The organism is Escherichia sp. MOD1-EC6021 (assembly GCF_002965245.1).
Taxonomy (GTDB): domain Bacteria; phylum Pseudomonadota; class Gammaproteobacteria; order Enterobacterales; family Enterobacteriaceae; genus Escherichia; species Escherichia coli_F.
The window spans coordinates 16371-30128 of the sequence record NZ_PTRU01000038.1; the positions used below are offsets into that span (position 1 = coordinate 16371).

At 46.3% G+C, this 13758-nt stretch carries 10 protein-coding genes and 8 pseudogenes; 6 read left to right on the plus strand and 12 right to left on the minus strand.

Annotation, left to right across the window (positions count from 1 at the left end; all coding sequences use genetic code 11):
• Window positions 1–523 precede the first annotated feature (523 nt).
• Entirely contained in the window at window positions 524–1036 is a 513-nt protein-coding gene (gene bmaE, locus BEB54_RS24675) for a M agglutinin-type afimbrial adhesin BmaE/AfaE-8 (RefSeq protein ID WP_032285357.1), read from the plus strand.
• A 423-nt stretch (window positions 1037–1459) separates the two neighbouring features.
• Window positions 1460–1663 (plus strand): annotated as a pseudogene (gene tnpA, locus BEB54_RS24685) (IS66 family insertion sequence element accessory protein TnpA); the annotation flags it as partial.
• Window positions 1664–1666: 3 nt separating this feature from the next.
• Here the strand turns inward: tnpA and BEB54_RS24690 are convergent.
• Window positions 1667–1960 (minus strand): annotated as a pseudogene (locus BEB54_RS24690) (conjugal transfer protein TraE); the annotation flags it as partial.
• Window positions 1961–2219: 259 nt separating this feature from the next.
• On the opposite strand from BEB54_RS24690, the gene BEB54_RS24695 reads away from it, so the two are divergent.
• Window positions 2220–2540, plus strand: coding sequence for a hypothetical protein (locus BEB54_RS24695; protein WP_000695052.1), 321 nt, complete (start codon window positions 2220–2222; stop codon window positions 2538–2540).
• 91 nt (window positions 2541–2631) lie between these two features.
• Here the strand turns inward: BEB54_RS24695 and BEB54_RS24700 are convergent, their stop codons facing one another.
• The 8 genes and pseudogenes from BEB54_RS24700 to BEB54_RS24740 all read right to left on the minus strand — a co-directional run.
• On the minus strand, window positions 2632–2922 hold the full coding sequence (locus BEB54_RS24700; RefSeq protein WP_032284964.1) for a hypothetical protein: 291 nt from the start codon (window positions 2920–2922) through the stop codon (window positions 2632–2634).
• 41 nt (window positions 2923–2963) lie between these two features.
• Window positions 2964–3122: pseudogene (locus BEB54_RS29505) on the minus strand (integrase); the annotation flags it as partial.
• A gap of 257 nt (window positions 3123–3379) precedes the next feature.
• Window positions 3380–4750 carry a shufflon system plasmid conjugative transfer pilus tip adhesin PilV gene (gene pilV, locus BEB54_RS24715; RefSeq protein ID WP_032285356.1) on the minus strand — a complete coding sequence of 457 codons (1371 nt, stop codon included), beginning with the start codon at window positions 4748–4750 and terminating at the stop codon, window positions 3380–3382.
• The gene (tnpB, locus tag BEB54_RS24720; protein WP_050437790.1) at window positions 4707–4988 is read right to left on the minus strand and encodes an IS66 family insertion sequence element accessory protein TnpB; all 282 of its coding nucleotides are present in this window, start codon (window positions 4986–4988) and stop codon (window positions 4707–4709) included. Before tnpB ends, pilV begins: the two co-directional genes overlap by 44 nt.
• Window positions 4975–5106, minus strand: a pseudogene (locus BEB54_RS24725) (IS66 family insertion sequence element accessory protein TnpA); the annotation flags it as partial. The pseudogene BEB54_RS24725 and the gene tnpB, both read right to left, overlap by 14 nt.
• Window positions 5106–6473 (minus strand): annotated as a pseudogene (locus tag BEB54_RS24730) (ISL3 family transposase); the annotation flags it as partial. The pseudogenes BEB54_RS24725 and BEB54_RS24730, both read right to left, overlap by 1 nt.
• A 95-nt stretch (window positions 6474–6568) precedes the next feature.
• Window positions 6569–7439 (minus strand): annotated as a pseudogene (locus tag BEB54_RS24735) (IS3-like element IS150 family transposase); the annotation flags it as partial.
• Window positions 7440–7488: 49 nt separating this feature from the next.
• Window positions 7489–7943 (minus strand): annotated as a pseudogene (locus BEB54_RS24740) (transposase); the annotation flags it as partial.
• Window positions 7944–8351: 408 nt separating this feature from the next.
• Between BEB54_RS24740 and saa the strand changes: the two are divergent.
• Together saa and BEB54_RS30015 are read left to right on the plus strand one after the other, a co-directional pair.
• Window positions 8352–9623, plus strand: coding sequence for an autoagglutinating adhesin Saa (gene saa, locus BEB54_RS24745; RefSeq protein WP_032285069.1), 1272 nt, complete (start codon window positions 8352–8354; stop codon window positions 9621–9623).
• A gap of 260 nt (window positions 9624–9883) precedes the next feature.
• Window positions 9884–10547, plus strand: a pseudogene (locus tag BEB54_RS30015) (IS3 family transposase); the annotation flags it as partial.
• Window positions 10548–10709: 162 nt separating this feature from the next.
• On the opposite strand, the gene BEB54_RS29840 reads toward BEB54_RS30015, so the two are convergent.
• Window positions 10710–10916 (minus strand): hypothetical protein, encoded by a 207-nt coding sequence (locus tag BEB54_RS29840; protein ID WP_032285070.1) that lies wholly within the window; start codon window positions 10914–10916, stop codon window positions 10710–10712.
• Here BEB54_RS29840 and iha point away from each other — a divergent pair.
• Window positions 10855–12942: a bifunctional siderophore receptor/adhesin Iha gene (iha, locus tag BEB54_RS24765; RefSeq protein WP_032285071.1), complete on the plus strand. Its 2088-nt coding sequence runs from the start codon at window positions 10855–10857 to the stop codon at window positions 12940–12942. The two genes, BEB54_RS29840 and iha, sit on opposite strands and share 62 nt — an antisense overlap.
• Before the next feature lie 260 nt (window positions 12943–13202).
• On the opposite strand, the gene BEB54_RS24770 is transcribed toward iha, so the two are convergent.
• A complete protein-coding gene (locus BEB54_RS24770) occupies window positions 13203–13625 on the minus strand; it encodes an Exc2 family lipoprotein (RefSeq protein ID WP_001212725.1) in 423 nt (140 codons plus the stop codon).
• Window positions 13626–13697: 72 nt separating this feature from the next.
• On the minus strand, window positions 13698–13758 hold a 61-nt coding region (locus tag BEB54_RS30020), incomplete at its 5' end, for an IS1 family transposase (RefSeq protein WP_072147330.1).

The following is a 13758-nucleotide window of genomic DNA, read 5'->3' on the forward strand; positions in this document are numbered from 1 at the left end:
CTTTATGCTAATAAAGTAACTATTCAGTTGTCAATGGCTGCCCTCTAAAATAGCATGTTATTTTTATAAAAGCATGTATAACTTTATTTTGCTTGTTGTAATTTACCATATTCTATGGTCCACAACAGACTTAAATAAAGGTGTTATAGTTGATGTGTTAAAATGCATATGTAATGTAAGTGTAAACTGAGTGCCGTATGTAGCCATTAAACGTGTATTGGTGATGCAGTGTCCACCTTTTCATCAAAAAGTGGACGTCTGTTATGGAACATATGTAGCTAAGTATCTGTGAAAATATATTGAACGTTAAGTTTAATGAACGGGCAGCTACTGTTGTAGTTGACTGTACATTAAAATATCACTGGTGGAAGCATTTAAATATTTATATGTATCCTGGTGGGGGACTTAATGTATTCGTGTTTTCCGGCAGGGTATTTAAATAGCGGGCCAGTGTTTATTGTGGTGAGGCAGTATTATAGAAATATGTTTTGCCATTTATTATAACCAAGTATAAGGATAAGGTATGAATTTAAAGAAAATAGCTATCGCAAGCAGTGTCTTTGCAGGTATAACAATGGCGCTAACTTGCCATGCTGTGACAGTAACAGCCACTCATACAGTTGAATCAGATGCTGAATTCACAATAGATTGGGTCGACGCTGGGCCAACGACTACAGATGCAAAAGATGGTGAGGTTTGGGGGCACCTTGATATGACTCAAACCAAGGGAACACCAACATTCGGAAAACTCCGCAATCCTCAAGGAGAGACTTCGCCAGGACCGTTGAAGGCGCCATTCAGTTTTACCGGGCCAGATGGTCATACTGCAAGAGCGTACCTTAGTTCATACGGCGCACCGATTCACAACTACGCAGGGGATAACCTTGCTAATGGGGTGAAGGTAGGTAGTGGAACCGGAAACACTCCATTTGTTGTTGGGACAACAAGTCGATTAACTGCAAAAATCTTCGGAGACCAGACATTGGTTCCAGGAGTCTACCGGACAACCTTTGAATTAACTACTTGGACCGACTGATGGAAAATTAACCTGATGAAAGAAGGGGGCTATATGTCCCCTTTGTTGATTTACCAACATAAAATGGTTGTGTTTAAATCAGCCTGGCAGTGAAAAGTAGCCATGAGATTATAAATGTTGCTGCCCAAAAGTTTAAAGAAGCCGTTATCTTTGGGTTACATTACTACCTACAAGAGAAATCTTCCTCGCTAATAAGGCCCTCGCTGTACGCTTACGAAGTTAATACCGTTTTGTCTGTTTTTTAACAAAGAAAATAATCCTGGTGTCACGAACGGTGCAATAGTGGCTCTTCCGCAACTTGGGTGGAGATTTTCATGCCAGTGGACTCATGACCGTAATGTTCCGGGGACCTCATCTTCACAGAAATATTCTGTTCATTAGCATTCCGGTATTCGTATAACTTCTTTCTGTGGAGAGTAAACAATGCCCAGGATGCGATGGACGCTTGATCAGAAAAAACATCACGTTGCCGCATGGCGCGCAAGCGGCCTTACCCGTGAACAGTACTGTGAACTTTACGACATTCCGTTTAAATCCCTGCGCCAGTGGCCGCAGGATGTTGCAAAAGCCGAAAAACGAGCCAGAGCACCTGAAATTATTCCAGTTTCAGTGTCTGGCGCTCCCGGTGCAGACATCATGTGCCTGCATGATGTGTTCTGTCCGGCAGAGAAGACGGTGAACGATGTTTTCAGCCGGGAGAAACATTTCAGTTAATGCATCTTCGACCAGGATACGCGTCAGGTCGGATACAGAAAGGGAGAGTTGCTCGCTCATTATTCCGAGTGCTTCTCTGACACCCTGCGGATAACGGATCTGCAGAGGAGTGGACTGCAACTGGCGGTTATTGAGCAGAGCTTCGCAAATCCGGACCCTGTCAATAGAGAGCATCATGCGGGCAGCAATGCCTGTGCTGTTGGGTTTCATTTCACCTCCGTGCGGTTCATATGTTAAGTCTAAAGAGCGTGTTTACTGAACGGAAACGAGTTATTTCGATCGTTATGATCGAGTGTGTTTCAAGAGTGCTTTTAACTCTGTTTTAAGCGTGAATGAAAAGGATTCGGACAGGACGTGATTTAGCATGCCGCTGGTCTGGCATTATGCTGCAGAGCAGACGGAGTCAGGAGATTGAAAGTATTTCGTTATATAATCTTTTCCTTTTCGGGATGAAATCAATGAGGTTCATATGAAAATTAAACAGCATAAAGAAAAACTGGAGATTATAAGGGATATTATTCGAGAGACGCTGTTGGGTAATGCTGCTCTTATTGTTCTGGCAGCCATGGTTCCGGTTGTACTGGTGAAACCATGGGATTCGATGACATTTATTTTTATGGGGGCCGTGTGTGTTTCTTTTGCAGTCATTCTGTTTTGGCTGGTTTATATAGTTTGTTTGTATATAGGAACGCTTGTAAAGAATATTTTCATAAGGATTTTTGCTTTTTCTATTTGGGCCCTTTCTGCTGAGGGGGCAATTATTTATAACATGATAAAGATATTATCATAGAAAAGTTGTTTATATATTGGCTCTATGTAAAAAGAATGGTACCACTGCCAGAGTCCCCGGCGTTATTTTTATGCGTTGGGGCCATGAATGTTTATTTGGCATCCCTTATCTCGCCCATCAGCAGGCGGATATGCAGCCAGGTGTCATGATCCAGAACAGGTGATGGTGTTACCATGCAAGCACAGTGCCCGATGGCGAGCGGATCAAGGAAGCGTTTTGCATCGCTGGCACTTTCATATTCACCAGTATGGATCAACATCCACCTTTGCCCCAACGCTGATTCGGTGTGAATTGGTTGCGAGAATGCGATTGTGTAAACGTCTTCAATTGTAACGATACGATTATTATCCGCAGTGGCTGCACGGGGGGATAAGTGTTTCATAAAGGGTCTCATAGCGTTAATTTTGAACAAAAATTATTTGTTCAGGAGGAGGATATGAAAATACTGTTCGCTTTTGTCATGAACTGGCTGTTTGTTAACGGACAAATCATGACCCGTTCATCAATGTTTGCGGGTGGCTCGCCTGGTGTGGGGACACGTTCACCCCGCTGAGCAGCCTGGGCCAGTGCACGCAGCAACAATCCGGTGTCAGGAAGAATAATATCAGCGATGCACTGGTTTTTGATTATTCGGCCTGTTATGACGCAGAAGAAGACTCCAGAAAACCGGTTTATGCGAACTGGGGTAGTGGCTCAAACGGCTTTGCCGTCTGTGACGGCAAAGCAGGCTATGGTGCGGCAGGATTCAGAGCGTACAGAGGTAAACCGGGATATTCGGGAAGCATGATCTGGGTCAAAATACGTTGCTGTAAGTTAAAAGTTAATACGCCTTAAATGCATCAGCTTGCTTTGACGATGTAGTTAAAGGCAATGTTTTTGGGGCGCATTTCCGTTGTGCTTCCCTGGGCCCAGTAAGGCATACCGCTGTGATGCCCTTTCAGCCATCCCCCACGCTCATGATAGACACCGGATTGATCGGCCTGATAACTCAGGAGATGTCTGTTCCGATCTCCATCCAGCCCACGTCCGTTGTCCCAGCCACGGATAAAAACACCGCACAAATCCGGCAGCTTACACCCGGGATAAGCACGGGCAAGCTGAGGATACCGGGAGCATGAAAATGACTGCCCGTTCATCACCAGGTAGCCTTGTGGAGGGGTGGCTGATGGCCACGGTATAGGGCTTCCGACAGGGTAGGATTCAAAACCTGCCCACATACCGGATTGGCATGAAAGTATGGCCCCTGTACTGGTGCGGCCTACAAGTCCGTCCGGTGCACACTTTGTGCCTGCCGTAGCTGTTTTATCAAGCTGTAAATACTCCCCGGTTGAAAGACGACCGTCAGACCGGACTGTACCACCACTGACTTTTCCGCCTTTGATTTCCCCGGTGGTTGTGATGCCTTTGCCATTAACCGCGCGTATCCACTGGCTGTCTGTCATGGTGAATCCACCACCATGTGTGATATTCATCCATCCCTTATTGTTTCTGGTGATTAGCCAGCCGTCTTCACTCGTAATATCACCTTTCAGTGTGGCACTCTGACCATTGATATTGCCGGTGTTGTTTATGTTATTCCCGCCCATATTGATTGCGGTATGCATCTGATTCAGTTCAGGACGACCTGCTACCTGAAAACGGTAGAGACGGTCACTTTCCTGCAGGTCATCACCGCTCATGACGACGGCGATGTGACCTGTCGAACAGGTAAGTCCGTAGTCTCCCGGTTTATCTGTCCAGGCTCCGAATGCGCCTGTTGCCGTTCCATTTTTGCTGATAAATCCACCCAGCCCCGGCAACTGACCCGCCACACTACGCAGCCCTTCTTCTTTGATTGTCTGCCCTCCAGTTGAGCAGGTCAGGGCTTCCAGACGCCCGGTGGTCTGGTTACGGCGGATACCGGTGATATAACTCTGACCAAAGGGAGAATGGTTAAACCCCTGTTTCAGATATCCCTGACGAATCAGATCATCAGCCGTGAAATTTGCCGGAAGGCTGCCGCTATGCAGACGGGCATTGTTGTCGGCAATATAGTTTCTGGCTGCGGTATTGTAGGCATCTGCATGATATGCAGCACTCTGGTAAAGCTGCTCATTCAGCCAGTTTTCAATTTCTGAATAAATCATTGGTGTGGCGATACCGATCACAATCAGTCCGGCCAGAATTTCAAACAGAACAAAACCTTTCCTGTGTGAGATGCCATGTGGCATCACCTTTCCGGGGCCAGTGGAAGCTTCCCCGGTGCAGTCGTCGGGTACACAGCCATACGCCATGTTTGTCCCACCGGAGAACTTTTATGCGGGAGCGGACTTTATTGGTGAAGACAAAAGCAGCACCGTCATGCCATGCAGCGTTAAGTTCGTTCTGGACGTACTGTGTCAGTGTGTCGATACCCCGGCGCATATCGACGGGTTTTACGACCAGGAATACGTTATCAGGCGTCAGCATGGCGAAGAGCCCGGAAAACATCGGTTAACTGAGAAGGCTGGCAGCACATCCGGATACCTCCGGGAAGGAAAAGTGTGACAGGCTCATCCGACAATGGTCTGCCATCAGCCATACCGGAATACGGTAGAACTCGAGTACCAGTTGCTGCGCTATTTTCAGCTCCGGTTCTTTTTCACACATCAGACTAATAAATCGGGAAGCATAATTTTCTTCACCCCTGATTATTCTCCAGGGCATCAACCAGCGTCTTACCCGGGACACTGAAGGAAGTCTGGCGGCAGTAGTAACCGGTGGGATCCAGCCTTTACGCCATTTGGCTACAGCATCCCTGACGATGGTTTCACTGCCTGTAAACCCCCGGGACACCATTTCCCGCCATATCCGGCTGGCGTTATAATTACCGCTTTCTCGTTGCTCTTTTAACCACTCCCTCCATGGGTCCAGAAGCCCTCGCTTTGGAGGCCGGGTTGACATTTCAGGGAATGTTCCTGAACGCACCCAGCGACTGACTGTCACACTCGACAGGCCTGTAATACGGGATATTTCCCTGAAACTACATCCCTTGTTATGCAGGGCCATAACCTCTGTCCAACGCTGATGCCGTTTTTTGCGGGTTTGCTGTTTAAGGCGTTCCGGACGACGGAGCGATGCTGCAGACACAGACAGTTCTGGCTCAGGTGATTTCTTTGGTGACAACTCACTGGCAACAAGACGTATCAGAGGTATATGTCTGTACATCATTCGTTCAAGTGCATCGCCAATATTTTTTAGCAGGTGCCATCGTTCGGCCACCTGTCTGGCCTGAGGTGCACCTTCACGTGCTGCTGTCGCATAGACTCCACTGCGATCACGCGAGACAACCTGTATTTCCGGATATTTTCTGAACCAGGTCGCCAGCGTACGCTGATCACGGCCGGGAAGCAGGACGAGGGGACGGTGAGTATCAAGATTGACTATTAACGTACCGTAACGGTGGCCCCGATGCCATGCCCACTCATCAATACCGACATGAGGCGCGCCTGACTGTTTCGTCTCCGGGGTATTGATAACCCTGCGAAGAAGAGTATCAGCACTGCAACGGAGCCCCACTGCCGTTGCTGCCCGTTTCCCGGCCTCACCTCCGGCTATTAATCCCAGTTGACGTTGTAAATTTTGTAACGCCTGTGAAGACTGCTGGTGTGAACTGGCGAAGGGAGCAAGCGACTCGGCAAAAATTTTACGTGAACAAGCCGGGTTACGGCAGTACCAGTGGCGGACGGAAAATACAAGCCATAGCGTCTGCCCTGAGCAGGGTAGATGCTGTATCCGGCGCCGACGACAACTATGAACAGAGTCGCTACGCTTAAAGCATTCAGGACATTGTGCTGTTTTGCGTTTTCCGTGGAGATGGAGGGTTATACCGCCAGAGCTAATAATTTGTCGACTGCATCGCCATCCGCAAGGTAACTGTAGAAGTGTCTTAAGAGAGTGCATTACGTTGCCCATAACTTAAAACAGCTTAGATCCTTGCTCACCAGAAAGTTTCATCCATTTTCTTCCACCCAAGTTGCGGAAGAGCCACTATTGCACCGTTCGTGACACTTGAAATCTCTTTGGAGAACATTAGGGGCGGTTTGCCCTACCTCTCCTCTGTAAGAGCGGTATCGCTTGACCTTAATCGCTGCTTTAAGTGAGAGGGTTCCCATCAGGCGCTGAACAGCTTTATGGTTAATCTGTTTCCCTTCTCGATGAAGAGACAGCGTTACCCTACGGTATCCGTATCGGCCTCTATTCTCGTGATAAATCTCACCAATACGCTTTTTAACGTCCGCATACTTGTCAGGCTTGCTGAGAGCCTTTAGATGGTAATAAAACGTACTGCGCGGTATCTCCGCAGCCCTGAGAAGCTCATCAAGAGGATAAAACTGCCTTAGCTCGTTGAGTACTTTCACTTTTTCGTGGGATGAGCTAAGGCTTTCAGCTTTTTTAGATACATAAGCCGCGTTTCAAGAAATCGAACTTGCCTTTCAAGATCCTCAATGCGTCGGTCTTTTGACAGCTCCAATGCTGATGCCGCTTTTTCTGGATCAACTGATATTGCAATGTTTCTTTTGGTGCCAATCTTGAGCGCGCGTAAACCAGATTCTCCGCGCTCTTCATAGACCTTCAGCCACCTGGCTACAGAACCACTACCAGCAAGCATAAAGTGAGCAGCAGCCTGATTAAGGGACATGTGCTGCTCGATCACAGCTTTCACGACCTTAATACGCAACTCTGGATCAGCACTAACGCCTTTAGGTTTGGGAATTAAACCTTTTTCTCCATGTTTTTCATAGAGGGCAACCCATGTGTCCTGACCTGGGTTCGGGGGACACCAAAACGTGCCGAGATGATCCTGTAACCATCATCAGTTGTGAAGTAGTGATTCACGACTTCAAGGCGCTTTTCAAAAGGGTATTTTGGCTTTGACATATTAGGGGCTATTCCATTTCATCGTCCAACAAAATGGGTGCAGTACACGGACAACGCTGTCGCAGTGCTGACGGAACTGCTGACGCGTGCTTATCCTTGTCCGCCGCTGACACCATGTATACCAGCCGCTGCGGGCCACCCGGAGCACACGGCACATTGCTTTGATGCTGAACTCCGCCTAGTGTTTTCAATAAAGACATACTTCATTTCAGGCGCTTCGCGAAGTATGTCGCGGCCTTTTGGAGGATGGCCAGCTCTTCATCCCGTTCTGCCAGCTGGCGTTTGAGACGTGCAATCCCGGTGGACATATCCAGCTCACGTTCAGAAGAACGTCTGTGGATGTTGCTGTTTACTGCGCCAGTTGTAGAGCTGTGATTCATACAGGCTGAGTTCACAGGCTGCGGCAGCAACACCGATGCGTTCAGCAAGTTTCAGGGCTTCACTGCGAAATTCAGGCGAATGCTGTTTATGTGCTTTTTTGCTGGTTGATACAGATTTTGTCATGTGAGTAACCTCTGACTGAGAGTTTACTCACTTAGCCGCGAGTCCACTATTGCTGGGTAAGATCACAACGCTGGAAACGGAATGACCGTGGTCAACAACTTGTTTTACCACTTCAATTTTGAACGCTTCGGGATAAGGCTTACCGCTTATGGGCACCTCTCTTTAATTAACCTTAAATGAGTCTGGGTGTCTGTTAAACACGTGGCGATTCACGCATCTAAAAGTTCAGCAACCAATAATAACAAAAAAAAATAACAAATCTTTCTAATGAAAACATCATAAAAACCTCACATCTTCTGCAAATACCATTAACGAAGCTAATATAACCAATAGCAATGATTTTAATATATCTGCCTATTAGTTTAGTATTGTCCTCTCATTTAAACCAAATAACAGGAAGAATTCTTTATGCTCAAAAGAAATTGTGTGTATTCGATATTAGCTCTTACCTTCATGGCAACGAGTACTCATGCAGCCCCCCATAATGGAGTGACTTATGAAAGCCTTGAAAAAGGGAAGTTTAGTGATTTAAGTAGTTTTTTGAAAACAATCAATCTTTATGATAAAGATAATAATTTAATTGATAATGGGAAGCAACTTGACATAAGTAAAGCTGAAAACAAATATCTTTTTTACACATTAAAGACAAACAAACAAGCAGGTCTCTCTCCTGAAGGTTTTGGCACGACATTGAGTTCAATCGCAACTTATTATGATTATGCAAAAGAACAAGCTTACTTTGTAGATAAAGAGTCTAAAAAAATCCTATTATCATCCGATGGTTTAGGGAATGTAATGGTCATTGGACCTGATGGATATGGTTATACAAAACATATACCTGAAATTAGTGAATACTTGTACAAGCTCAAGATAAATGGACCTCGTGGAAATGCTGTTGACATGGAACTATCCGGAGAGGATATCAAAGCAATTTACTCTGATATGTCATATCTTGGTAGCGGTAAAACGGAGACAGGGGGAAGAGCATCTGCTACAGGAGTTGATTCGACCTCATTAGGATATAATAGTATCGCTAATCACTCTAATAGCATAGCCCTTGGCGCGAACTCAGTCACAACACGCTCAAATGAAGTCAGTATAGGCACAAAAAATGGAGAAACTCGCATAATTGGTGGTGTTTCTGATGGGAAATTAACAACAGATGCTGCTACAGTTGGCCAACTGTATCACGAATATTCGATTGAAAAAGTAGCCCGTATTGAAGGTGATGCACAAACACTAAAATCAGCAAACACTTATACAAATAAGCAAGTGAATGCGCTGGAGCAAAATACCAATCAACAACTTCAACATGAAGCAACTGCCCGTATCGAAGGTGATGCACAAACACTAAAATCAGCAAACACTTATACAAATAAGCAAGTGAATGCGCTGGAGCAAAATACCAATCAACAGTTTCGTCAATTACGAGATCAGATAAATAAAAATAGAAAACGTTCAGATGCCGGCATTGCAGGTGCAATGGCCATGACAGCAATACCAATGATTGATGGTAAACAGTATTCTTTCGGCATGGCTGCAAGTAATTATCGTGATGAACAGGCTATTGCCGCTGGTATAATTTTTCGCACCAGCGAAAACACCGTCGTCAGACTAAACACCTCATGGGATACACAACATGGAACAGGCGTTGCCACAGGCATGTCCATTGGATGGTAAAATATGAACGACAACAAAATGGTAAATATTTAGTTCCTAATGAAATGGTACAACAATCTTCACCATACCAAAAGGGTATCATATCACAGGATGATTATCCTGAGCTAATAATTGCTAACGTAATGTTAAACTTTATTGTAATGCACATTGTAAAATAATCATCCACTACACAACTTCTATATTCCAACTACAGCATATTACGACTTCCATAACAGGAAGTCGTTTTTTTACCAGCATTAGGCGTCAACAAATTGCTTACGGAATGCATGGGCGTTGTTGCCCCCCTCCGAGGACTCAGTCTGTATGAAGGCGCACTTCAGCAGACTTCCCCTGAACGTGAGCCGGAGATATCCTCCGGGATTGCACGTCTCAAACGCCAGCAGGCAAAATGGGATGAAGAGCTGGCCATCCTCTAAAAGGCCGCGACATACTTCGCGAAGCGCCTGAAAAGAAGTATGTCTTTATTGAAAAACATCAGGCGGATTTCAGCATCAAAGCAATGTACCATGTGCTCGGGGTGACCCGCAGCGACTGGTATATGTGATATCAGCGGCGAACAAGTATAAGTACACGTCCAACGTGGGCGAAAGACATCACTGGCGCTGACAACATACTTATATACGGATGAAGGCGGGCTGTATCTGGCAGTAAGCACGTGCCGTTATTAGCAGCTCAATGTTACCACGCAGACGGTGCAACTGGCCTGAGATTCTCTGCGGATGGCGCTGCTAAAGCAGCATAATCTGCGTGTAAAGCTTCTCTCATTCGCTGACAGTGGAATATATCCACGGAGAATACTTTAGCTAGGAAACAATGCGGGCTACGGTGTTTAATTATATCGAATGTGATTACACTCGCTGGCGACAGCACAGTTGGTGTAGCGGTTTCTGTCCGGAACAATCTGAAAACCAGCCCCCAGCTTAGGGGGAGGGACCATCTTACGTGGGTAAGATCACTCAATTGTTACCTGGCAGAACAAGCATCACAAGACATTGCAGACTGTGCACTTACGTTGAGTTCAGGTGGAAAGCCGCTTCTACAGTGACCTGTTTTATGCTGAAATCGAATAGACCATGCGGATATCCATCAACAGGCTTGCTGGAGCAGTGGTCTTGTATCTTTTGTTTTGTCAGTAATATTTATCTTTTGTAAAAAGCAAATATAAATTATTCTCATTTTTGTTTGTGTTTGTGTATTTTCTTGCCGATTAACATGATCGGAGATTAGTAATATGCGAATAACCATTTTGGCTTCCGTCGTCATTCCCTGTCTCGGGTTTTCAGCCAGTTGCATGGCCGCAGAGGATGTGATGATTGTCTCGGCATCCGGCTATGAGAAAAAACTGACTAATGCAGCCGCCAGTGTATCCGTGATCAATCAGGAGGAATTGCAGTCCAGTCAGTACCACGATCTGGCAGAGGCACTGAGATCAGTGGAGGGGGTAGATGTTGAAAGTGGTACGGGTAAAACCGGTGGGCTGGAAGTCAGCATTCGTGGAATGCCAGCCAGTTACACGCTGATACTAATTGATGGTGTCCGTCAGGGCGGGAGCAGGGACGTGACTCCCAACGGTTTTTCTGCCATGAATACAGGGTTCATGCCTCCTCTGGCCGCGATTGAGCGTATTGAGGTTATCAGAGGGCCTATGTCCACACTGTATGGCTCTGATGCAATGGGCGGTGTGGTGAATATCATTACCAAAAAGAATGCAGACAAATGGCATTCTTCCATCAACGCAGGGCTGAATCAGCAGGAAAGCAACAAATGGGGCAATAGCAGCCAGTTTAATTTCTGGAGCAGTGGCCCCCTTGTAGATGATTCTGTCAGCCTGCAGATCCGCGGCAGCACACAGCAGCGTCAGGGCTCATCGGTCACATCCCTGAGCGACACAGCAGCCACGCGTATTCCTTATCCCACGGAGTCACAGAATTATAATCTTGGGGCGCGTATTGACTGGAAGACTACGGAACAAGATATGCTCTGGTTTGATATGGATACCACTCGACAGCGTTATGATAACCGGGATGGTCAACTGGGCAGTCTGACAGGGGGATATGACCATACTCTGCGCTATGAGCGAAACAAAATTTCAGCTGGCTATGATCATGCTTTCACCTTCGGTACTTGGAAATCGTATCTGAACTGGAACGAGACGGAAAATAAAGGTCGTGAGCTTGTACGTAGTGTACTGAAGAGCGACAAATGGGGGCTTGCCGGTAAACCGCGGGAGCTTAAGGAGTCTAACCTTATCCTGAATTCATTGCTGCTTACCCCTCTGGGAGAATCTCATCTGGTTACTGTGGGGGGAGAGTATCAGAGTTCGTCCATGAAAGATGGGGTTGTCCTTGCCAGCACAGGTGAAACTTTCCGACAGAAAAGCTGGTCGGTATTTGCTGAGGATGAGTGGCATCTTACGGATGCTCTTGCGCTGACAGCAGGCAGTCGCTATGAACATCATGAGCAGTTCGGGGGACACTTCAGTCCGCGTACATATCTGGTCTGGGACGTGACCGATGCCTGGACGCTGAAAGGCGGTGTGACCACGGGATATAAGGCTCCCAGCATGGGACAGTTACATAAGGGGATCAGCGGCGTATCCGGGCAGGGACGTACGAATCTACTAGGTAACCCCGAACTGAAGCCGGAAGAGAGTGTAAGTTATGAAGCGGGGGTATATTACGATAACCTCGCCGGTCTGAATACTAATATTACAGGCTTTATAACAGACTTCTCCAACAAGATTGTCTCTTATTCCATTGATGATAACACCAACAGCTATACAAACAGCGGAAAGGCCCGCTTACATGGTGTGGAATTTGCCGGCACATTGCCACTGTGGTCAGAGGATGTCACTCTATCGTTGAATTACACTTGGACTCAAAGTGAACAACGTGATGGTGATAACAAAGGTGCACCACTGAGCTATACTCCTGAACACATGGTGAATGCGAAACTGAACTGGCAGATCACCGAAGAAGTTGCCTCATGGCTGGGAGCTCGCTATCGCGATAAAACTCCACGCTTCGCCCAGAATTATTCGTCGCTGAGTGCTGTACAGAAGAAAGTGTATGATGAGAAAGGAGAATACCTGAAAGCCTGGACTGTGGTGGATGCTGGTATGTCGTGGAAGGTGACGGACACCCTGGCGCTGAATGCTGCTGTGAATAATGTGCTCAACAAGGATTACAGTGATGTGAGCCTGTACCGTGCCGGCAGCAGCACACTTTATGCCGGTGATTACTTCCAGACGGGAGCCTCGACAACGGGCTATGTGATACCTGAGCGAAATTACTGGATGTCGCTGAACTATCAGTTCTGATAACAATAAAAATCCATTACTGACGGTAGCATACGTTGTCACTGTAGCTCTAGGCGGAACAGTGGCAACGTTTTAAGGTTAAGTGAATTTCCGACCCGCTAATGAGATTTCGGTAAATGTTAACGGAGAGATGTATTTACGCTCATTTATTGGTGAGATTTACGTTTCTGCCTCCGTGAGCGCACTGAACGCAATTTATCCGTTAGCAGGCATGAAAATGGCAAAAGCTCAAAGAGCGTAGTGTTAACCGTAAAATCCAGTTACTCTTTGCCCTCGTATCCATCGAGATAAACCGCAGAAATGGTGTCTGCCATTAGTTTCATTTTTTTCGGCGAAGGCATATCGCTGTTTGTGTATTTTCTGCCAGCAAAGGTTGTTGTACTCTGGAGTGAATGAAAAAATTTTTCTGAGTGGAATTCTTTTACACGTTGCTGTGCCATTTCTGCTGATACTCCGGCTGCTTTGTCTTTCACCCCCATATCCCGGAATTGCTGAAAGAATGGGATCATCATTCGTATGGTGTCTGCTTTCTGAGTGTAGAAGTTAGGATCAAAACCATCATCTGAAGCATAAACATAATGCCGGGTATGTCGTTCCAGGCTGGTCTTTGGTGTGCATCCTGTAAGAGCGATAGTTGCAGTTATCAAAGGGATCAGAAGCAGCCTGACGGAAGAAAATCTCATGAGCATCTCCTTATCTTTAATCACTTGTTCTCATTGCGTTATATAATATATCCATCGGGTAATGACTCCAACTTATTGATAGTGTTTTATGATCAGATAATGCCCGATGACTTTGTCATGCAGCTCCACCGAT